The sequence below is a fragment of the Sunxiuqinia dokdonensis genome (assembly GCF_001270965.1).
GTDB lineage: Bacteria > Bacteroidota > Bacteroidia > Bacteroidales > Prolixibacteraceae > Sunxiuqinia > Sunxiuqinia dokdonensis.
In genome coordinates this window covers 40,594-63,890 of record NZ_LGIA01000149.1, presented here as the reverse complement: position 1 = coordinate 63,890, position 23,297 = coordinate 40,594, and the positions used below count along the sequence as shown (strand labels likewise).

Below are 23,297 nucleotides of genomic sequence, written 5' to 3'. Positions count from 1 at the left end.
CAGAAGTTTGGAATTGCAAAATTTTAAAAAGGTATTTGAAAAGCAAGCGGTTATTCAACCCTTGCTTAAAGACATGAATACCCCGGGTGAAAAGATTCACCTTTCGGGGCTTGTTGGTTCGTCTCAAACGGTGTTGGCTTCTCTATTGGCTGAAAAGCATAATCAGCCGCTGGTATTTGTTTTAAACGACAAGGAAGAAGCGGCCTACTTTTATGATGATTTGGTGAACCTGAAAACCGCTTCGTCCATGTTTTTTTTTCCGGGATCGTACAAAAGGGCTGGCCAGTTCGACGCGGTTGAACAGGAAAACATCATTCTTCGGACCGAAGTGTTGAATCAGCTTCATGAAAACAAGCAGATCAGCATTGTTACCTACCCCGAAGCCTTGGTTGAAAAGGTCATTTCGGGCCAGGGGCTGGAGTCGAACAGCTTTCCGGTGCATAAAAACGACAAGTTGTCGATTCAGTTTTTGAATGACGTGTTGTTTGAATACGGTTTTGAGCGGGTTGACTTTGTGGTGGAACCGGGACAATATTCCATTCGCGGAAGCCTGGTCGATATTTATTCTTTTTCGCATGAAGACCCTTACCGGCTCGACTTTTTTGGCGATGTGGTCGACAGCATTCGTAGTTTCGATATCGAAACACAGATCTCGAAAGTTCAGCTCGAAAAGGTTGTCATTATCCCTAACATTCAGGAAGGCCTGGCAGAGGAGGCGCGCGACAATTTTCTGAATTTTCTATCTCCCCAAAGCAGTATTTATATTCGGGATGTTGCCCTGGTTTCCGATATGATTGACCGCATTTACCAGCAAGCGGTCAGCGATGAGACACTGACTGAAGATATGCTCAATCGACTGATTTCGGGAGCCGATTTTTTAAACGCGATGCGTCCGTTCACCTGCCTGGAGTCAGGAAGCAGCAATTATTTTCAAACTGAGAAGCGCTTCGAATTTACCACTTCGGCCCAACCGGTTTTCAACAAAAATTTTGAGTTGCTGGCAAAAAATCTACAGGAAAATTCGGCCAAGGGTTATACCAATTTTATTTTATCATCGAACCAAAAGCAGATTGAGCGGCTGCATGCCATTTTTAAGGATCAAAATCTGGCCGTGGAATTTACGGATTTGAATTTCACCTTACACGAAGGATTTATTGATCATACGCTTCAGCTTTGTTGTTACACCGACCACCAGATTTTTGAGCGTTACCACCGCTTTCAACTGAAAACCCGAAAACCCCAAAAGGAAAGCATCACACTAAAGGAGCTAAACAAGTTGCACCAGGGTGATTATGTGGTGCATATTGATCACGGGATTGGGAAATTTGCGGGGCTGGTGAAAACCGAGGTCAACGGAAAAATGCAGGAGGCGGTTCGCTTGGTTTACCGCGATAGTGACGTGTTGTTTGTGAGCATCCAGTCGCTGCATCGCATTTCGAAATACAAAGGCAAAGAGGGCGTTGAGCCCAAGATAAACAAGCTGGGAACGGGTGCCTGGCAGAAGATGAAAGAGCGCACCAAGAAAAAGGTGAAGGATATTGCCAAAGATTTGATTGCGCTTTATGCCGAGCGCAAAAAAGAACGCGGCTTTGCTTTTTCGCCCGATTCTTACCTGCAAACCGAGCTTGAAGCCTCATTTATTTATGAAGATACACCCGACCAGGTGACCGCCACACAAGCTGTGAAAGAAGACATGGAGCGCGAAATGCCAATGGACCGCCTGGTTTGTGGCGATGTCGGTTTTGGAAAAACGGAGATTGCCATCCGCGGTGCTTTCAAAGCCGTGGCCGACAGCAAGCAAGTGGCTGTTTTGGTACCCACCACCATCTTGGCGCTTCAGCACTATAAAACGTTTTCGGAGCGGCTCAAAGATTTTCCGGTACGGATTGAGTACATCAGCCGTTTGCGGCCTGCCGGCGAGGTGAAAAAGATACTGAAGGAAGCGGAAGCAGGCACCATCGATATTCTGATTGGCACCCACCGCTTGGTTGGCAAGGATGTCAAGTTTAAAGATTTGGGTTTGCTCATTGTGGATGAAGAGCAGAAATTTGGTGTTTCGGTGAAGGAAAAACTGAAGCAGTTTAAGGTGAATGTCGATACCATGACGCTGACGGCCACACCCATTCCGCGAACCTTGCAGTTTTCGCTGATGGGTGCCCGCGATTTGTCGATTATTCAAACCCCACCACCCAATCGCTATCCCATCATTACTGAGCTGCATGGTTTTAACGAGGATATGATCCGTGAGGCCATCAATTACGAAGTTGCCCGAAACGGACAGGTTTTCTTTATTCACAACCGGGTGCAGAATATTCATGAAGTGGAGGCGGCGATCAAACGAATCGTTCCGGGTGTGAAGACTGTTGTTGGTCACGGACAGATGGATGGGCCAAAGCTTGAAAAAATCATGCTCGACTTTATTAATGGTGAACACGATGTGTTGATAGCAACCACCATTATTGAGTCGGGACTGGATATTCCGAATGCCAATACCATCATTATCAACAATGCGCAAAATTTTGGACTGAGTGATTTGCACCAGCTGCGCGGACGCGTGGGCAGGTCGAACAAAAAGGCCTTTTGTTATTTGATAGCGCCACCATTGGCCAGTCTGACGGCGGAAGCGCGGCAGCGCTTGCGTGCCATTGAGGAGTTTGCGGAGCTGGGCAGCGGGTTCAACATTGCCATGCGCGATTTGGATATACGCGGGGCCGGCAACTTGCTGGGGGCCGAACAAAGTGGTTTTATTGCCGATATCGGTTACGAAACCTATCATCGGATTCTGAATGAAGCCATGCAGGAACTGAAACAGGGCGAATACAAGGAGCTGTTTCGGGAAGAGCAGGAAGCCGCTGGAAAAGCATTTCTGCAAACCCAATTTGTCAACGATTGTCAAATTGATACCGACATGGAGTTGTTGTTCCCGGACACCTACATTCAAAGTATTTCGGAGCGGATGCTGCTTTACCGCCAACTCGACAATCTGGAAGACGAAGCGGCTTTGCAGCAGTTTGAACTCGAGTTGATTGACCGGTTTGGAAAGCTACCCCAAGCCAGCAAGGAACTGCTCGAGGTGGTTCGGCTGCGGTGGACAGCGATCGAATTGGGCATTGAGCGAATCATCCTGAATGACAAAAAAATGATTTGCTTTTTCGTGGCCGACCAGCAATCGCCTTTTTACCAAAGTGCCACTTTTACCAAGGTTCTTCACTATTTACAGCAAAATCCGGACAAGTGCCGGATGAAGGAAAAGAAGGATAAACTCAGCCTGACGTTTTCATTTGTTCCCAATGTAGAGACAGCAGGTCATATTCTGAATGAGGTTGGCTCAGGTGATTGATTGTTACATTCATTGATTTATAAAGGAACCGCCAGCTTTTGATTGCGATAAGTCAGAAACTGGCGGTTTTTAGTTTTAGTCGAGGACAACCAGATCAACCCAAAAGGGCAAATGATCTGATGCGACTTGTGAAAGTGGCGTCATCATCACTTCTTCATCCTGCAGTTTAAACAGGTTGCCCGGGTGATATAGAATATGATCAATTCTCCGATTAGGATTTTCGGTTGGGATCGTTGGTGCAAACTCCTTGCTGGCATCGGTAAATACCTGCCTTAATAAGTTCATCGGCTTTGAATCGGTCTTTGCATTAAAATCGCCACCAATAATTATCGGACCATCAAGTTGACGCACTGCTTCATTGGTCGCCTTTGCCTGCAGCTCTCTGTTTTCTTGGTGAGAAACATCCCAATGCGTGGTGCCAAAATAGATGTTTTTTTCGCTTGGCAGCTTGATCTTAAGAATTCCCAAAATGCGGTCTTCGGCATTCTTATCTGTCGCTTCGGGCAACGCAATTTTTTGAGGTTCACTTATCGGAAAGCGAGATAGAATACCCACACCGTAGGCTCCTCCCTGAAAGGGAATAGCACTGAAAAAGTGAAAGTTCATATCCAATTCGTCGGCCAGACTTTTGAGTTGAAAATTTCGCTGGCTGCGTTCAGTGACGCTATCTAGTTCTTGTATGGCCACCAAGTCAGCTTTTGACTCGCGAATTACTTCTGCAATAGATTTCAAATCAATCGTTCCTTCTTTTTCTGGCGGATTGGCGTGGTGAATGTTGTAGGTCAGTACACGGATGGTTTCAGCTGTTGGTTCCGTTTTGTTGGATGCTGATTGCTGAGACGCTTTATTTTGCCCACAGGAGGAAATTCCGATGGAAAGTATAACAGCCGAAACTAGCGAGATGTATGGAATTTTCATTGTTTATGTCGTTTGTTATTGTTTTATATTGAATGATTTGGTCATTTGAACTACAACTTACGGCAATTAAAAAATTGACTGTTTTGCAATAAAAGCAGGAGCATCGGAGTATCCAAAATGAATGCTCCGGTGCTCGCTCTTTTTATTATGGGTAAGGTATAATTGAAACGGGATTGTACTGGCTTCGGTAATCAGGGCTCGGATATTTGATGTCGAACTTAACATGTCCGATGCCATCAATCAAGCTTACTTCTTTTACAAATATGATAGCAAATTGCTCATTTTGAGCGGTACCATCCTGATAGCTTCCCCATCCGACAACCAAGCCCCGGTTAGCCTCGAGGTTACCACTGGTTCTGCGGTTGGTACCCGCTACATTGTAATTCTCGCCGCCTTCCGAGGTAGGAGCCATGATTTTTTCAAGAATAAATTTTTCCAGATCTTCATCGTACTCCAACGCAGCCAGTGATTCCGTTGTGACGCTACTCCGATTACTGGTGACCACGGAATAGGTGGCCTGAGTGAATCCTTCCATGTAAGGAGCAACTGTTGGAAGGTATGAACTTGCTTCGTAAACAGCTGCGGAATGAAAACGAAGGGCGGTACCATGAACAGTAAACACAAAATCCATCATTTCTTGGTTGGTTCGTGCTGTTTCCTGATCGAAAACATGAGGTTCGAGGTAGGCTGCAAACCAGTTTGGCTTACCGGCACCGATTTCAGTTGTAAGAACAACGTCCTGTTTATAAACCAGCGGTAGAAGTACCCTTTCAATTGGCAGTTCAAGCACCAGGGTGTTGCCATTCAGGTTCTCACCGCTCAATCGGATGGCTTGCATACTTTCAGCACCTTCAATAGTGATGGAGAAACCAAACTCATCGAGCGGAGTGCCAAGTGGAATAGCAATCTCGTCGCCGTAGGCACCATCTTGCTTGATTGCATAGCTGAAAGAGGCTACGTCAGATCCTGACGCGATCATGCCGTTAAATGTGTTTGTCTTTTCAGCATATAACCTGTCGATTTCGGTTATTCCGTTTTGCATGGTAATGGCCACAGCATCGTCAACGATGGATCCAATTCGGAAGGTATCAACAACCATTCCCTCGTAAATGTTGGTAGCCTCGATGATGATGGCCTCCAGCCCTTTAATTACTCTAACATCTGCAGAGAAAGCAATGTTGGTGGCATTGGAAAAAGGAATATTCATTTCCGAACTGTTTTCGCCGTTCACCACGGTTTTATAACTCAAAGCAGCGATGTCGTGTTCCGAAGTCACTGTCCCAGTTACCGAAATCATTTTATTCTCAAAAACAGTTTCCCGATAATCAACATTGTCAGTAAATGACATTTGTGGCAGCGAGCGAATATTGTCGAAGGAGATGTGAATTTCAGAACTGACATTTCGACTGTCGAAAGCCACGATGACCATTTCAAGCATGTTTGGAATGGCTTCAAATTGAAGATCCTTTTGTATGGATACCGGTGTGGCTGAATCGTCGAAATGGATGGCTTCGCTGGTTTCAGTTCCGTTGTCCGAGCTCATCACAAAGAAGTAAGAAATTCGTTTTACGCCATTGTCGGAATTTACTTGAACGGGAATGGTGATGGTTTCGCCGACATTTAGCCCATCAAAAGACAGGTTTTCGTCTGAAATCTGTATGTCAGGTCCATTTGCCGGACGCATGTCGTCATCTTCGCAGCTGGTAAATCCAAGGCTTAGTGCAAAGAAGAACGCGATTATACTAGTTGTTTTCATAAATTATCAAATTAAGTTGTATTATCTTTTAATTTTAAAAGTTGCCATCACAGGAAAATGATCCGAAGCGTAGTTTTCGTACCATATTTCATGTCTGGTCGTTTCAAAAGCAGCCTCCGGTTTGAAGGCCAGGTAATCAATTGTTGCGTATGGATTGGTTGTGCTGAAAGTTTTCGGGCAGTCGTTGCCTATACAGGAACGAGTAAAATTCTCGTCGAAAACCGAGAAAAACTGATCAGCACTTGGTTGTTCATTGAAGTCGCCTCCGATGATAACCGGAACTTGCGATGGTGAGAGGAGTTGAACAACATCTTGGATTTGATTAAGTCGGTTGTTCGCATCGTTGTGTTGAAGATGCGTGCAAGCGACCATAATCGAATCAATACCAGGCAAATCGACTATTGCTGTTCCCAATACTCTTTGTTCCAGTGCAGGTTCTTTAGCCAATAGGTGTTTTTTTGCATTGAGCAAGGGATACTTACTCAAGATAGCGACACCATAGTAGCCACTTAAATAGATTCTGGCAGAAAAGAACTGGTAGTTCATTTGAGTTAGTTTACCCAGTTCTTTACTTTGGTCACCACGGAAGTCATTTCTTCCGGTATTTTTGTCTACTTCCTGAAGCAAAACGATGTCGGGATTGGCTTGAACAATCGCTTCGGCAACAGCATTCAGGTCGCATATTCCCGGTTTCGACGGGGGATTTCCAGCATGAATGTTGTAAGTCATCACTTTGATTTCGGAAAGTTTGGATTTACTATCGTTGTCCAATCCGTATGTATTTTCATCTTCCTGGGTCCTGTCTTCGGCGCTATCAGGTATTGAAGGCGATTCGTTACACGAGATGAAAAGGAAAATGATCAGAATATTTGTCAGCAGACTTCGCATGGTGTTTTGATTTAGACTAGGGTTGCCCCCAGCCGGGGTTTTGTGTCAGATTTGGGTTTAAGGTTAGGTCCTCGATTGGAAGAGGCCATAAATAGTCTTTCGACTCGTCGAAAACTTTGTTCACGCCTTTGTTGGGAAGCAAGTTACCCTTGTTTTCACCAGATAAGTCAGATACCGGAATGAGATAAGCGCCAGTTGATGGAGGTTTTTCTCCCGAATAAATTTCAACATCAACTTTACCATCATTATCTACGTCGTATTCGCCAACACCCGGGAAATAGACACCTTCGAAAGGTGTTGCAATTAGGTGCCCCTCTTTCCAGCGCATAATATCATCCCAACGAAAATCCAGCTCCATGACTAATTCAATGCGTCTTTCGCGCCTGATTTCAAGGATGACACCTTGATTGGCTCCTGTCAGGTTTTTATATAGGTCGGCCTGATAGGGATCTGGATTTGCATTGGCATCGGCCAGAACCAAGTGGGGCATACTTACGCGATCTCTTAATTGATTGATTGACATGTCTAAATCGGCTTGGGTAAGGCTGCCTAGTTCCGCTTTTGCTTCAGCATAATTGAGTAACACTTCGGCATATCGAAATAGCGGGAGATCTTGAGCTGACTGACCACTAAGATCCATACTGGGATCGTTGAGGTATTTAATGGGCTGGTATCCGGTTGTCGTGTTCTCATAGTTTGGTGACACCAACTGATCAGAGCCAAGTCTTTTAAATCCCGGTGTAACAATGGTTTGCGCCAAGCGAGGATCCCGGTTCTGGATTTCATCAAAAAATTGCAAAGTATCGTAACCAGCAATATCTGTAAATCGACTTCCGTCGCTCATTAGGTAGCTGTTGACCAGTTTTTTCTCCAAGCCAGGTTTTCCTTGGGTGCGTGAGGTCAGATAGAACTGAACGCCGTGTTTTAAAGATAAGTCAGCGTCATAGCGACGAGTCAGAATAATTTCCTCACTCACATCGTCTGCCTTGAGGTGTCCGAAAACATCTTGATAAGGTTTCCCGGAGGGGCCGGAAGTTTTGTTGTAAATTGTGTATTGCCCATTATTCATCAATTCAAGTGCAGCTTCGGCAGCTTCGGCCAGAAATTTCTCTGAACCAGCAACTCCAAATTCAGGATGGTATTTTCTGAAAGTTCCTTCGTAAAGACAAATCCGCGACTTAAGCGCCAAAGCGGTCCATTTGGTTACTCGCTCAACGCTTTTTGTTTCGTCGAGGTTGGCAATGGCAAAGTCAATGTCAGCTAAGACCGAATCCATGACCAGGCTTCGTGGGTCACGCGCTTTTTTCAACAGCTCCTCATCATTTGATTGAATAACGGTGCTGTACCAAGGGACATCGCCGTAGTAACGTACTTTTTCGAAGTAGAAAAATGCGCGAAAGAATCGTGATAAGCCAACGTAATGATCTCTTACGGAAGGATCGTGAAAATTGATCACGTTTTCATTATTCAGGAAAAAATTGATGTTGCGTAATCCGCTCCATCCCCATTTCGAATCGGTGGTAGGAACCAAACGTGTTCCCATGATTTCTCGTCCAATCGAACTTTTAACAATGTTGTCGGCCGCTTCTCCATAAATTCCAGATCCTCCCTGAAACAGCGAATAATAGCTGTTGGTGTACGTTTTTAGATCATTTTCTGATGAAAAGGCTGTCTGAGGAGAAAGTTCGTCGGTGGGAAATCGCTCCAGAAAATCATCGTTGCAACTGCAGATAAGCACAGTAGCAAGAATAAGCAGGATTATATTAATATTTTTCATAGGTCAAATATTTATCGTTAGAATGTAATGTCAAATCCAAATGAATAAGTTGTGCTGAATGGATATACGCGCGCATCTCCGTTGGCCATTGCTTGTTCCGGATCAATATAATCGGAGTCCAGTTTGGTCCAGGTCAACAGGTTTTCACCGGTAGCAAAAATCCTGAACTTCTTAATTTTGAATCGATTGATCAATGAGTTTGGCAAGCTGTAGCCGATGGTCAGGCTTTTTAATCGCAAGTAAGCCAAATCTTGTAGGTACCGATTGTTGGTGGCTCTCAGTTCGTTGTTTGCGTTAAGCGCTGTGTAGGCTAGAAGATTTGGGAAATAGGCATTCGGGTTGTCTGGGCTCCAAATGAGTGACTCAAAATCTTTGGGTAAAAAGGAAAAATAAGGCCTGGAGTAAGGACCCCAGAATCGGTCGGCATTGTTACCCGGATACCAGTCTCGTTGGCCTATTCCCTGGAAGAAAATTGAGAAATCAATATTATTCCAGTTTGCAGTGGCACTCATTCCGTAGGCATATCGAGGTGTTGTGTTTCCAATTACTCTTTGATCACCCGGGTTGTCAACAGTATTCTCTCCGGAGTCGATGATGTCGTCTCCGTTTAAGTCAACCCAACGTAAATCGCCTGCACGCAGCGGGATGTTGTATTCATTGCGAATCCTGTTCAACCATTCCTGGTTTACGGGATAGGTTTTTGCCTCGGCATCAGTTAAAAAGAATCCATCAGTCACATACCCCCAAATTTCGCCTATTCGCTTCCCTTCGTAGTTTGAATAGGTCAGCTTTGTTGGGTTGTTAATCTTGGTAATGTGGGCGTAGTTATCGCTAAGAATGAACCGCGTGGAGTAGCGAAATGGTTTGTTGGCCAGATTGAATCGATTTCTCCATTCTACGGAAAGTTCAAATCCTTCGGTTTTTAAGCTTGCTATGTTTTCAAGCGGTTGGCTTGCCCCAAATACATTGGGCAGTTTTTCGCCGGCGCTTAACATCCCGGAGGTATTTCGGGTATAGCGGTCGAAGCTGGTATTGAGTCGGTTATCAAGCAAGCTGACATCAAGCCCAACGTTGAACGAAGTTACTTTCTCCCAGGTTAAATTTCCTGCAACGGGCGAAGGACTGTTCATGTAGCGTGCCTGATCGCCATCAAAAATATACGACATGGATCCGGGATTAAGCGTTGAGATATAGGGGTAAGGTGCGCTCACCGCCTGGTTTCCCAAACTGCCATATGATGCGCGCAGTTTCAGGTTGTCAACGGTATTTTTTATTGGAGAGAAAAATCCTTCTTCGCTAACTCGCCATCCGGCAGACACCGAAGGAAAAAATCCGTATCGGTCGCCTTTGGGGAAACGCGACGTTCCATCGTACCGCCCATTGGTTTCCAGTAAGTATTTTCCTTTATAGTCATAATTTACACGGTAGAAAATACCTCGCAATGCATACGCACTGGAACCCCCACCAACATAGGGATCGCCGGTAGCCAGATTTAAATCATTCAGTGTGGGTGACAAAAGGTCGTAACGGCCTGCACTGATCTTTTTTGCCTGATGTAGTTCTTGGTTGAATCCAGCTACTCCTTTGATGGAGTGGTTGTTAGCGATAATTTTGCTATAGTTGGCGTAAACGTTCATCACGTGTACCTGATTAAACTGCTGTGATTCGCTCAATCGGTCAATACTGTATTTTGTGGCAATTTCCACTTCTCCCGGATACAGCGAATAAGTGGCTGGAACCTGACGGTAATAGGTTGGATCGGTGTACAGGCTGTACGAATAGTTGGCAACAATATTCAAATCTTTCAAAGGAATAAAAGTTGCTTCCGACGTTGTTGTCAGCTCATATTTTTGTTTGGCACCTTTGGTATTTCGGCTTTGTAACATGGCAAAAATTCCATCACCAATGTCATAACGATTCAGGCCCGACACGTAGGTGGCCGTTCCATCTGGGTTTACGGGCGCATAAGCCGGCGAAGCATGCACATTAATGTGTATGAAGTTGGAGTTTCCACCGCCTTCACGCCCATAGTAATCGTAGTTGGAGTTATAAAAATTGGTGTTGTTTGATACTTTCAGCCAGGGATAAAGTTCAGCGCTTATTTTCGATCTCAACGCGTACGATTTATACTTGTCAGTAGCCACACGCATAATTCCATCCTGAAGCTTCATATTTCCGTTCAACATGAATTGAATCTTATCGGTTCCACGGCTAATATTAATGTTGTGGTTCTGCGAAGGTTGCCATTTTGTAAACATGAAGTTCCACCAGTCGAAATTGCCGTAGTAGACGTATTGGTCTTTCCCGTTTCTATTTTGAACAGTAATCCACGGTCTGTCAGGATGTTCTGTTTTGTCATTTCTGCGATCATACAATTCTTGATAATCCGCTTCGGTGTAGCCTGAATAGCCGCCGACGTGTGCTAAAGCGTCGTCGTTCAGTTTCATCCAGTCGTAGCCCGAAGTAATAAAATCAGTACTCACCGTCGGGGTTGAAAAGCCGAACGAGTTATTGTATCGAATGCTTGTTTTCCCAGATTCACCGCTTTTGGTGGTGATCAGAATTACACCATACGCTCCTCGTGCTCCATAAATGGCTGCCGAAGACGCATCTTTCAGCACCGTAATGTTCTGGACTTCTTCCGGAGTCAGACGATCCAGTGTTCCCGGGATTCCATCGATTAAAACCAGCGGTGAACCGCCGTTGAGAGAGGTCATGCCACGGATATTCAAACTGCCCATTTGCCCGGGAGCTCCACCAGCAAATGATATGTTGAGATTTGGCATGGTACCCTGAATAGCCGACGAAATGGTTGTAATGGGGCGATCTTCCAGATCTTCAGAGCTGATCTGGTTGATGGCACCTGTCAGGTTTACTTTTTTGATTGTGCCATAGCCAACTGCAACCACTTCTTCTATGCCAATGGCATCTTCCAGCATGGTTACGTCAATCATCGATTGCCCGTTAGTGGTTATTTCCTGGGTTCCCATGCCGACAAACGAATAGACCAAAACAGCGTTTTCGGGAACCGAGGCAACACTGTAATTGCCGTCGAAATCGCTTACGGTTCCTTTGGTGGTTCCTTTGATCATGATGGTGACGCCGGGCAATGGAGCTCCGGTCGAGTCAGTAACTCTGCCAACAATGGTTCTGGCCTCCGGCTGAATCGATAAGCTTCCGTTGGTGTCAGGACTGATAACAATATACTTATCCACGATTTTATACTTCAAGCCTGTATTTTTCAAGAGGCTGGATAGAATTTTGTCAATTGTTGCCTCATGGAATTGAGCATCGACTTTTTTAACGCTGTTTATTTCTTCATTCTTGAAGAAAAAGTAGAAACTGCTTTGTTGTTCGATTTCACTCAGAACATCAACTAGCTGAGCGCCTTTCATATCCAGATTAAGGCGCTGTGTTTGGGAATAGGTTGAAGATGCAATAGCTATTAACCCAGTCAACATGAAAAATAATGTTAGTTTCATTACTCGAATAAATTTAGTGCATCCACCAGCCCGGATGCCATTCCTAAGTCTTTTTTTCATAAATTTGAACTTTATTTGTTAATAATGACCTTGTTAAAGGTTGTTATGTAGTTCCTGTGAAGGGTCGAAGTTTCATAGGAACTAAAAATGTTTCGGTATTAGTTCGTAGCTAATACCGATTCTTTTTTCTGCTAGGTTCTGGTTGCTGCTTTCATTGGTATTTAGTTTAATTTCGAAAGTATGATTTCATTTTTTCCTTCGGGGTTAATTTTTGTTTCAGAGTTCACCTGAGAGGATAGTTTTATAATTTCCAGAATCTGATCTAAGGGTTTGTATTTCAGAAATGTGCCGGAAAATCGTTCTGTTTTTATTTCTTCATCCTTAAAGACGAATTCGACATTGTACCAGCGCTCCAGTTTAACCGCTATGTTTTCAAGCGTTTCGTTAAAGAATGTCATCTTCCCTTCTTTCCATGAGGAGTAAAACCGGGTATCAACCTCATGGAGAAGAATTTTCTGACTGATCGGGTCATGTTCGGCCAGCTGTCCAGGTTTAATTTCAGCAATTCTGGATCCTTGTTTATTCAATAGTTCTATTTTGCCTTCCACCAAGGTCGTTTTGGTCACGGGTGTTTCATTGTAAGCGTCAACATTGAAACTAGTGCCCAGTACTTTGATATTTAGTGTTTTGGTATTGACAATGAACGGCACTTCCCCACTTTTGTTAACCTCAAAAAATGCTTCTCCGCTTAGATGAACGGTTCGTTGATTTTTGTTGAACTGTGTGGGGTAGGAGAGCGTAGAGCCAGCGTTCAGCCAAATTTTCGTGCCGTCAGCAAGAATGACTTCAGAGATTTGACCGGCCGGGCAAATAATTTTGTTAGTTTGTTGATTTTCAGACACCATCCAATTTTGAAGCTGGTCTTTTGAAAGCCAGCTTACTCCAAAAGTGATGAGTATAATGGCAGCATATTTGACAAATTGCCGAGTGAATTTGTCGTAGCGATTGCCTGTTTTTGACTGAAATTTAAAAAATTCAAGCTCGGTATCTGTTTTTCCACTACTCTTTCGGCTTAACGCATAGGTGTTTTTGTAGGCGATGAACTCTTGTCGGTTGGCAGGGCTTGCGTTAATCCAATCGAAAATTTCTTTTTTTTCTTCATGATTGGTGATTGATCCGCTAACGTAAGCAATGAGTTTTTCTTTGTCCATAATTTGAGTGTTCTATTTCTAAAACAACCAAGTCTGTTTTTACCCTAGTTCCGAATTTGAAAAAGTTGATTTTTTTTATGGTTAGCTATGGGCCGTTCTGACAGGATAAAGAAGATCATGCTGGCGGGATAGTGTGGTTTGAGTTTGCTCTTCAGTGTTTTTAAAGCTTTTGAGATGTGACTTTCGACAGCCTTGATCGAAATATTCAGGTGGTCGGCAATTTCTTTGTTTTTCATTCCATCGAAGCGGCTCAGCTCAAATACCTCTCTGCATTTGGGCGGAAGTTCTGAGATAGCTTCAGATAAGCTATTTACTAGCTCTTGATACGACAACTCGTCGAAGTTAAGCTGACTTAGTGCTTCATGGTTTAATAGTAAATCCTGGTAGTTGTCACGCGCTCGTTTTTCGTATTTGCTTCGAATCTTTAATCGTTTCAGGTAATTCAGGCAGTTGTTTCTGGTGGCTTGGTAGAGATAAGATTTCAGGTTAATTTGTGGAGGTAATGAAGTTTTTTTTGCCCATAAATTCGCAAACACTTCTTGTGTTATATCCTTGGCAACCTCTTCATCTGCGACATATGCTTTAGCAAATACTTCCAAAGATTCAAAATAGGTCATGAAAACTACGCGAAAGTTTTTTTCTTTTGCCAAGAAGGATGACTTGGTCAGATCCATATTTAATTCCTTATTTCTCAAATTGAAAAAAGTAAAGGTTAACCCAGTGTTCGCATGCGGTGATTGAGATGTGCATACGATCTTATCAATTTCGTAAACTTATGAAATATTCTCAGATTAAGTCAGAAACAATTTAAAAACAAGATCAGATGTTTCCGCCAGTCATTTATAAACGGAAATAGCGATTGGGTTTTTATCATTCATCTGTTTCAATTGTACGACTGTGGCATCAAAGAAGGGAAAACTCTATTACAACGAGGTTAAGGTTTTGCTAAGTTAGGATTAAAATTGGTCAAGAGGAAGCAGCCTCGAATTGCTCGGCTCCGCCAGGTAAACGACCGCAAAGACTTATCGCGGCGTTCAAGAAAAGAAATTCTTAGTAACTTGCGCCGTTCGTTCAGGAATTCATGTGTTGTGGTCGAACTGCAATTGATTATTAGGTGCTGAATCGCAGATGCTAAAGGGGAATATTGGATATTAGATTCTTATTAACGAACGTTTAATATTTCGCCTTAATATTTGTCATCAGCTGCTTTAACCTTTTGATATTTTTGTAGTCAAAACAACTCAAATTAACCTAAAGTACTAGCGATTATAGCCATGGCAAACAATTCAAAACAGATCATCAGGATCTCAATTTCTATTGTATTAATAATTGTGCTTGTTGGGATTGTAATGTATCCTAAAATCAAGCCTTTGTTCAGCCCGAATGAGGGCCCCGGACCCAGAGGAATGAGCGGTGGCGGACAACAGCCGCTGTTTGCAAGTGGTTATGTTTTGGTTCCGACAAAAATGAGCGAAATGATTTACAGCACAGCCTCCCTACTGCCGGACGAGGAAGTGGATTTGGCCTTTGAAACTTCGGGCAAAGTGGTTGGTATCTTTTTTAGCGAAGGGCGAAGGGTGAAGAAAGGCGAATTGCTGGCAAAAATTAACGACCTGCCGCTACAGGCACAACTACAAAAGTTGCAAGCACAACGCAAACTGGTTGAGGAACGGGAGTACAGGCAGCGGCAGTTGTTGGACCGCGATGCCATCAGCCGCGAAAGCTACGACCAGGTGGCGACAGAGCTGGAAACACTGGAAGCTGACATCAAGCTGGTTGAGGCGCGGATTGCCGAAACCGAGTTGCGGGCGCCGTTCGACGGCATTGTGGGACTGCGAATGATTAGCGAAGGCGCTTATGCGTCGACCCAAACCAAAATCGTTCAACTGGTGAAAATCAGTCCGCTTAAGATCGAGTTTTCCATTCCTGAGCGCTATGCCGGAGAAGTGGTTGCGGGCTTTCCAATTACTTTCCAGCTTGACGGTTACCAGGATACTTTTGAAGCCGAGGTTTATGCCATTGAACCGAAAGTGGATGTCAATACGCGCACCATTGTTGCCCGGGCGCTTTATCCCAACACTAACGAAGAACTGAAACCCGGCCGTTTTGCCAGCGTGCGGGCCCGGCTGTCGCAAATTGAGAATGCCGTTTCCATACCCACCCAGGCTTTGATTCCTGAGATGGAAGGAGAAAAAGTATTCATTCTGAAAAATGGCCGTGCCAAACAAGTGCGTGTGGAAACAGGTTTGCGTACTGAATCACATATTCAAATTCAGTCAGGCCTGAATTTTGGCGACACCCTGCTGACCACGGCAACGCTTCAGCTTCGCGAAGATCTTCCGATTCAGTTGGATACCTTGGTGACCAATCAACATTTACTAAACGAGTAACATGAGTCTTTCATCTATCAGCATAAAACGGCCGGTTCTGGCCACTGTTTTTTCACTGGTGATCCTGCTTTTTGGGGCCATTGGAATGACTTACCTTGGAATCCGCGAGTTTCCCAGCGTCGACCCACCCATTATTTCGGTGAGCACATCCTATCCTGGCGCGAACTCCGATGTGATTGAAACCCAGATTACAGAACCCTTGGAGCAATCGATCAACGGAATTCCCGGGATTCGGACCCTGACCAGTAGCAGTAGCCAGGGAAGCAGCCGGATTTCAGTCGAGTTTGAATTGTCGGTTGATCTGGAAACCGCCGCTAACGACGTACGCGATAAAGTGTCGCAAGCTCAGCGGTACCTTCCGCGCGACTGCGATCCGCCGACCGTTTCGAAGGCCGATGCCGATGCCAGTCCCATTTTGATGATTGCCGTAAAAAGCCCCAAGCGGTCTTTGCTGGAGCTTTCCGAAATTGCGGAGCTGACATTTAAAGAACAGTTGCAAACTGTTTCGGGCGTTAGCTCCGTTGGAATTTGGGGCGAGAAAAGATTTGCCATGCGTATTTGGCTCGATCCGGCTAAACTTGCTGGCTATCAGATGACTCCACTCGATGTTCGGAATGCCATTTTGCGTGAGAATGTCGAACTTCCGGCAGGTAGCATTGAGGGAAATACCACTGAGCTGACCATCCGAACACTTGGGCTGATGACGACACCGGAGGAATTTAATAGTTTGATTTTGAAACAGTCCGGTGATCAGCTGATCCGGGTTCGGGATATTGGTCGGGCCGAATTGGGGCCCGAAGACCTGCGCGGAATCATGAAAATGAACGGGATTCCGATGGTGGCCACCGTAATCATTCCGCAGCCGGGTGCCAACCACATTGACATTGTGGATGCCGTTTACGAGCGGCTGGAATTCATGAAGAAAGATTTACCCGACGATGTCGAGGTTGACATTGGTTTTGACAACACCCAATACATCCGGTCATCGATTGATGAGGTGAAAACAACCATTTACGTCGCTTTTTTTCTGGTGGTCATTATCATTTTTACCTTTTTGCGCGACTGGCGAACCACCATTATCCCCATCCTGGTGATTCCCGTCTCGTTGATCGGCTCTTTTTTCATCATGTACCTGGCGGGCTTTACCATCAATGTACTGACGCTGTTGGCCATTGTGCTGTCCATTGGTTTGGTGGTTGACGATGCCATTGTGATGATGGAAAACATCTATGTAAAAATTGAAAAAGGCATGAGTCCGCGGCAAGCGGGGCTGGAGGGTGCCAATGAAATTTTCTTTGCCATCATCGCAACCACCATCACCTTGGTGGCGGTGTTCTTTCCCATCGTATTTTTGGAAGGGATGACCGGACGACTTTTCAGGGAGTTCAGCATTGTGATTGCTGGCGCTGTAGCTATTTCATCGTTCGTCGCCCTCACGTTCACCCCAATGCTTTCAACCAAATTGCTAAAAACAAGACACAAACGAAGTAAGGCCTATAATTACACCGAGAAGTTTTTTGTCAGGCTGAACGAGGCTTACCGGCGTTCACTCGAAAATTTTATCAGTCGGAAATGGATTTCGCTTGGCATTCTGGTTTTGTCCTTCGTCCTTATTTTTATTTTTTGGAAAGTGATTCCTGCGGAGATGGCTCCTTTGGAAGACCGCTCACAAATGAACGTGAATGTCTCGTCGCCCGAAGGTGCTACTTATGAGTTTAACTACGAATATGTAGAGGATATTGCGAAATTGGTTGAAGATGTGATTCCGGAGCGGGAGAAGGTGACCACTTTGGTGCGCGGAAGTTGGGCTTTTGTTCGGGTGGTACTCAATCACCCGTCAGAGCGCGAACGTTCGCAGCAAGAGATAGCCAGCGAGCTGACCGGCGAGCTCAGGAAGAAAACCAAGGCCCGTGCCAATGTCATTCAGCAATCGACCTTTGGCGGAAGGCGCGCCCGGCAGCCCATTCAATATGTGCTTCAGGCGCCAACCATCGATAAATTGCGCGAGGTTTTGCCGGAATTTATGGCCGAAGTGCAAGACAATCCGACATTTGTAATGGCCGATGTCAACCTGAAGTTTACAAAGCCGGAGTTGCAAATCGAAATTAACCGCGACAAAGCCAACCTGTTGGGCGTTTCAACACAAAATATTGGGCAAACCTTGCAACTGGCGCTTAGCGGACAGCGTTTTGGATATTTTATTATGAATGGCAAGCAGTACCAGATTTTGGGCGAACTTGACCGGCAGGACCGGAACAAACCCTTGGATCTGAAATCGCTGTATGTTCGAAATGACAAAGGGCACATGGTGCAGCTGGATAATTTCGTTAGCCTTAAAGAAGCTACGGCACCGCCACAGCTCTACCGTTACAACCGGTTTGTATCGGCGACGATTTCGTCGAGTTTGGCTGATGGAAGAACCATTAGCCAGGGCATTGAGGAAATGGATAACATTGCCGACCGGGTGCTCGACGATACGTTTCGTACCGCACTCGACGGCGACTCGAAAGATTTCATGGAAAGCTCGTCGAGTTTGATGTTTGCCTTTTTGCTGGCCATCGTTTTAATTTTCCTCGTGCTTTCGGCCCAGTTCGAAAGTTTCAAAGATCCGATCATTGTGATGATGACCGTTCCTTTGGCGCTAACCGGCGCGTTGTTATTCATGTGGTATTTTGGCATCACCATGAATATCTTCAGCCAAATTGGGATTATCATGCTGATCGGGCTGGTGTCGAAAAACGGCATCCTGATTGTGGAATTTGCCAACCAACGCAAAGAAGCCGGCATGAACAAGCTCGACGCCATTAAGTTTGCCTCGGCAGCACGTTTCCGGCCCATTCTCATGACGAGTTTATCAACCATATTGGGGATTTTACCACTGGCCCTGGGTTTTGGCGAAGGTGCTCAAAGCCGCGTCGCAATGGGGGTTGCCGTTGTTGGTGGCCTAACGATTGCTACCGTCCTGACCCTGTATGTTGTGCCCGGCATCTACCTGTTAATTTCAAGTGAATCAAAAAATATAAACAATGAAGCGACCAGCCTCAAAACTAATTAGAACCCGAATTACCAAAAGCCTTTTGCCTGCTTTTTTCCTGTTTTTTCTTTCCGGAATGTTGCAGGCTCAGGAAGTTTACGATTTGAGTCGCTGTGTACTGACGGGATTGGAGCAAAATTTCGCCATCAAGGTGGCACGTAACCAGGAGGAAATCTCGGCCAACAATTTTTCGCGCGGCAATGCGGGTTTCCTGCCCACCGTGACAACGACCAATCGGTTTGGTGGCAATGTTACTTCCACGACCCAGAATATGAACAACGACACAAAAAATACGTCAACGGGCATTCACAACACCACCGGGTCGGCGGCAATAAACCTGGATATGACCTTGTTTCGTGGATTCAACGTGCAAACCACCTGGCAAAAGCTGAATGAACTGAACCAGGTGGGCGAGATCAATACCCAAATGGCCATGGAAAACCTGGTAGCCCAAATCGTTGCTGAGTACTATTACTACATTCAGCAATTGAATTATTTCAACAACATGGAGTATGCAGTTTCGCTGTCAAAAGAAAGGGCACGGATTGATGAAGAACGTTATTTGCTGGGAGCTTCTTCGAAGTTGGAACTGCTACAGTCCATTGTTTATCTGAATGAAGACAGCTCGCGGCTGGCACGTCAGCATGAGCAAATTCTGGAATCGCAAGTGCGGCTAAAAAAGCTGATGGCCTTTGAAGACCTGGCAGCCCAAATTGAGTTGGAAGACACGTCGATTCTATTCAATCCGGATTTGGAATATGAAGATTTGCACGAAGCGACTTTGGAACTGAATACCAGCCTGCAAATTGCCCGGAAGAATCAGCTGATTTCTGAACTCGACTACAAAATCATCGCGTCGCGCTCGTATCCTTATTTAAATCTGACCTCGGGATACAATTATGCTTACCGCGGATATGGCAGCGGTACCATTAGCGACTATGGGGCGTTAACAATCAACAACCAGCAGAGCAAAACCTTTAATTACGGTATCGTTTTGGGCATGGATATTTTTGACGGTAACAATCGTCGTAGAGAAAAATCGAATGCGCTGATTGAAATTGAAAACCGGAGCTATCGGTTGCAGGAAGTGGAGCAGGACATTAAAGCAGAATTGCTGACGGTGTATTATGCCTACGAAAATAACCTGCGGCTGGTGAAAATGGAAGAGCAAAACCTGGAAGTTGCCCGAGAAAACCTGGAAATTGCACTGGAACGCTACCGGCTCGGTGCATTGTCTGGTTTGGAACTGCGTGAAGTGCAAAAAAGCTTGCTTGATGCCGAAGAACGCCTGATCTCCGTCAAGTTTCAAACCAAATTGGCCGAAATTTCCTTGCTCCAAATCTCCGGAAAAATCATGGATTACGTCTAGTTACAGTACCTGGATGGTGCTGTTATTGTGGAGAGAAGTAGGCTTATTCAGTGAACTTCTTTCACTTAAACGAACTGTGTTTTGACTTAATTAATACATATTCAGTTTGTTGTGATTTTATTTACTATTCTTGTAGAAATATTACTATAAAAATAGTTTGTTTTTGATTTTGTGTTACTATATTTGTAGTAGTAAAATATAAAAAGGAATCTGATGAATCTGATGCAACTGACAAAAGCCGAAGAGCAAGTGATGCATTTTGTATGGAAACTAAATGAAGCCGTGGTAAAAGATGTGGTGGAGCAGTTTGACGAGCCCAAGCCGGCTTACACCACCGTTGCCACCGTCCTGTCGGTATTGGAGAAGAAAGGGTTCGTCAATCGGAAGAAGATTGGCAATACGAATCTGTTTTCGCCGGTGGTTAGCAAAAAGGACTACACCAAGTTTCAATTCTCATCTTTGTTGAAAAACTACTTCAATGGATCGTTCCCCAAAATGGCTACTTTTTTTGCCAAAGAAAACAACCTCAGTATCGACGAACTCGAAGAGATGCTGAAAATTACGGAAAGTGAGCTCAATAAAACGGATAACAAGCTTTAAACGATGGAAACGCTGTTTACTTTTTTGATGCATGCGTCGCTGGGAATCATTCTTTTCTATGCGGTCTATTGGATATTTTTGCGCCATGAGACCTTTTACCCGGCCAATCGGTGGTATCTTTTAGCAGCCTTGATTTTGGCGGTATGCCTCCCGCTTTTTCCGCTTCGCTATACCGTTTTGGTTGAAACGGCCAATGATAGCAACCTATTTCATGCTTTGGCTGACACATTCAAAAATGGGCAGGTTAATCCCGAAATCGCAACCACAAACCAGGCTGTTGGTTGGGCGCAGATCGTATTGATTGCGTATTTTACAGGAGCGCTTCTGTTTTTAATCCGGCTACTCATTCAAACACTTACACTTGTCGTTTTGGTTTTCCGCAACGGTGTTCAATCGCGTGGAGAACATCGGCTTGTTGAGAATGACAAGTATGGGCTGCCGTTTTCTTTTCTCCACCTAATTTTTATCAATCCGAAATTTCACAAACAGGCCGACCTGCCCGAAATTCTGGCTCACGAACAAGTGCACATTCGCGAGAAACACTGGTTCGACCTGCTTTTCATAGAACTGTTAACAGTCATCTTTTGGTTCAACCCATTTATTTGGTTCTTTGAACGATCTATTAAACAAAACCATGAGTACCTGGCCGATCGGGGTGTGCTTAAGCAAGGACATAGCGTTGGCCGGTACCAGGCGATTCTCTTAAACCAGTTAATGGGCATGCAGATTATTGGAATGACAAATAATTTGAACTTCGCCCTTAACACAAACCGATTAAAAATGATGACAAAAAGAAAGACTCCGAAGATTAAGAAGTACAAATTGATGTGGGCCGTGCCAATCGTGGCTTTACTGCTGTTTGCTTTTGCCAGACCAGACTATCAGGTGAAGGAACAGTCGCCAGATAAGGAAATAAAAATTTATGGCTTTGATGCGATGAAAGTAGATCAGAATAAAACGATTTCGGGCATTGTGGTTGACGAAAATGGGGATCCTCTGCCCGGCACATCAATTGTGATTAAAGGAACCACCACCGGAACAGTTGCTGATCAGGAAGGTAAATTTCAGCTGGAAGTTCCGGCGGGCGTCGAATTTGCCTTGGTGGCTTCGTTTGTGGGCTATCAAACCAAAGTAAACGAAGTGAATATCGATGAACAGGATGATACGGCAACCTACAAATTTGTGATGGAAAAAGCCTTGTTTGGCATTGATCTTAGCGAAGAGCTTGCGCCACCTCTACCACCACCTCCCACACCTTCGGTGAGCAGCGATGAAAAGAAAGAAGTATTTTTTGTGGTGGAAGAATTGCCTCATTACCCCGATGGCAATTATGGATTGAGGCAGTATGTGAAAGGGAAACAGGCCGAGTTGAAGGCACTTTCGTTTTTCGAGGGTGAGAAATTGACAGGGGAAGCGACAATTGGTTTTACAGTGAATGCTGCAGGCAAAGTAACGAATGTGCAGGTATTGAAAAAAACAACGGACGTTGCGGCGAAAGCGGGAACAGCCATTGTTGCCGGCATGAAAGATTGGTCGCCCGGGAAACAGCGTGGAAAAGCAGTGCCCGTGAATTACGCGATTGAGTTGGATTTTTAACGGAAAGATTATATGTTTGGCTGTGGTTTGCAGGGCGGTTTCCACTCCGCACACGAAAAAATCGGGCGGGCTAAAAAACTAAAATTAGCGCTGAAACCACAGCCAGACATAAATGTTAGCAGGACGTACTTGTCTAATTTTTATCTCTTTTGCCAAAATTAATCGGATGTGTCCACAAACTGAATACTTTCCCATGTCGATAAATAACGGGCCAATCTGGAATTGATTTCACAACTCTAATTGCTTCTCTGTCATATGATGTATTCACACCTTTTACAATCCTAACGCTATCAATTTTCCCAAGACTGTCAGCAGACAGAACCTGAACATAAACCTTCCTTTTTATGGAATCAGATTTTGGCAGATTCTCCCAATTAATATTATTTTGAATGAGTACTTGTAAATGCCTGTCATCTTTTAAAGGTTTAGTTTTTGTATTGTCACATTTCTCAACTGAAAGAACTTCTCCTTTGGAAATTTTAAATGCTAATTCATATTCAAATGTGGATTCAAAAAGTGAAACACCCCAACTACAAAGCATTTTTCCATAAGGTGCATAAAGTATAGTGTCTATCCAATCGGCAAGTACCAGCCCATTATCAAAATTTTCTGAAAATATAGCTTGTAGGTCTACCGCTGCGTTTTTGCCACGAATTGATTGAAGGTATAAGTGATTATTTTGAACGATCCAAGTACAGTTATATGGCACTGCATCAAACGCGGCAAACACTTTATCATTTGCATCTTCACCAAAAATCGGTTTGATCTTCCATCCTGTAAATCTTGAATTAAATTGTAGCGGGTACCCATACAGTTCGTACGTGACGCCATTGTGTATAATCTTGTCAGCTCGAGAAGTGTTGCCCAAACCGAATAATAAAATCATCAATATTAAAAGGGTACGTATTTTCATTTTGATGTCGTCTTTTATAATGT

14 protein-coding genes are annotated in these 23,297 nt (G+C 44.5%); 6 read left to right on the top strand and 8 right to left on the bottom strand.

The features are described 5' to 3' along the window. Positions 1 to 13: 13 nt before the first annotated feature. On the top strand, positions 14 to 3,340 hold the full coding sequence (gene mfd / locus NC99_RS09800; RefSeq protein ID WP_204374958.1) for a transcription-repair coupling factor: 3,327 nt from the start codon (positions 14 to 16) through the stop codon (positions 3,338 to 3,340). A 75-nt stretch (positions 3,341 to 3,415) separates the two neighbouring features. Here the strand turns inward: mfd and NC99_RS09795 are convergent, their stop codons facing one another. The 7 genes from NC99_RS09795 to NC99_RS09765 all read right to left on the bottom strand — a co-directional run bounded on the left by NC99_RS09795 (position 3,416) and on the right by NC99_RS09765 (position 14,046). Beyond that, positions 3,416 to 4,258, bottom strand: a complete 843-nt coding sequence (locus NC99_RS09795) for an endonuclease/exonuclease/phosphatase family protein (protein WP_053183034.1) — start codon at positions 4,256 to 4,258, stop codon at positions 3,416 to 3,418. A gap of 145 nt (positions 4,259 to 4,403) precedes the next feature. Next, a complete protein-coding gene (locus NC99_RS09790; RefSeq protein ID WP_053183031.1) occupies positions 4,404 to 6,014 on the bottom strand; it encodes a hypothetical protein in 1,611 nt (536 codons plus the stop codon). Between the two features lie 21 nt (positions 6,015 to 6,035). Further along, a complete protein-coding gene (locus NC99_RS09785; RefSeq protein ID WP_053183027.1) occupies positions 6,036 to 6,902 on the bottom strand; it encodes an endonuclease/exonuclease/phosphatase family protein in 867 nt (288 codons plus the stop codon). A gap of 16 nt (positions 6,903 to 6,918) precedes the next feature. Then, entirely contained in the window at positions 6,919 to 8,679 is a 1,761-nt protein-coding gene (locus tag NC99_RS09780) for a RagB/SusD family nutrient uptake outer membrane protein (protein ID WP_053183024.1), read from the bottom strand. A 17-nt stretch (positions 8,680 to 8,696) separates the two neighbouring features. Beyond that, complete coding sequence (locus NC99_RS09775) at positions 8,697 to 12,161, bottom strand: TonB-dependent receptor (RefSeq protein ID WP_162231192.1); 3,465 nt, start codon at positions 12,159 to 12,161, stop codon at positions 8,697 to 8,699. Between the two features lie 221 nt (positions 12,162 to 12,382). After that, entirely contained in the window at positions 12,383 to 13,372 is a 990-nt protein-coding gene (locus NC99_RS09770; RefSeq protein WP_053183019.1) for a FecR family protein, read from the bottom strand. 44 nt (positions 13,373 to 13,416) lie between these two features. Continuing rightward, positions 13,417 to 14,046, bottom strand: a complete 630-nt coding sequence (locus tag NC99_RS09765; RefSeq protein ID WP_053183016.1) for an RNA polymerase sigma-70 factor — start codon at positions 14,044 to 14,046, stop codon at positions 13,417 to 13,419. A 696-nt stretch (positions 14,047 to 14,742) separates the two neighbouring features. On the opposite strand from NC99_RS09765, the gene NC99_RS09760 reads away from it, so the two are divergent. The 5 genes from NC99_RS09760 (at position 14,743) to NC99_RS09740 (ending at position 22,361) form a co-directional block, all read left to right on the top strand. After that, positions 14,743 to 15,762 (top strand): efflux RND transporter periplasmic adaptor subunit, encoded by a 1,020-nt coding sequence (locus tag NC99_RS09760; RefSeq protein WP_204374957.1) that lies wholly within the window; start codon positions 14,743 to 14,745, stop codon positions 15,760 to 15,762. A 1-nt stretch (position 15,763) separates the two neighbouring features. After that, positions 15,764 to 18,817, top strand: coding sequence for an efflux RND transporter permease subunit (locus NC99_RS09755; protein ID WP_053183011.1), 3,054 nt, complete (start codon positions 15,764 to 15,766; stop codon positions 18,815 to 18,817). Beyond that, on the top strand, positions 18,789 to 20,165 hold the full coding sequence (locus NC99_RS09750) for a TolC family protein (protein ID WP_082326407.1): 1,377 nt from the start codon (positions 18,789 to 18,791) through the stop codon (positions 20,163 to 20,165). Before NC99_RS09755 ends, NC99_RS09750 begins: the two co-directional genes overlap by 29 nt. Before the next feature lie 213 nt (positions 20,166 to 20,378). After that, on the top strand, positions 20,379 to 20,765 hold the full coding sequence (locus NC99_RS09745) for a BlaI/MecI/CopY family transcriptional regulator (RefSeq protein ID WP_239684430.1): 387 nt from the start codon (positions 20,379 to 20,381) through the stop codon (positions 20,763 to 20,765). A gap of 3 nt (positions 20,766 to 20,768) precedes the next feature. Next, entirely contained in the window at positions 20,769 to 22,361 is a 1,593-nt protein-coding gene (locus NC99_RS09740; protein ID WP_053183008.1) for a M56 family metallopeptidase, read from the top strand. Between the two features lie 133 nt (positions 22,362 to 22,494). Here the strand turns inward: NC99_RS09740 and NC99_RS09735 are convergent, their stop codons facing one another. Continuing rightward, the gene (locus NC99_RS09735; protein ID WP_053183006.1) at positions 22,495 to 23,274 is read right to left on the bottom strand and encodes an energy transducer TonB; all 780 of its coding nucleotides are present in this window, start codon (positions 23,272 to 23,274) and stop codon (positions 22,495 to 22,497) included. Between the last annotated feature and the right edge of the window lie 23 nt (positions 23,275 to 23,297).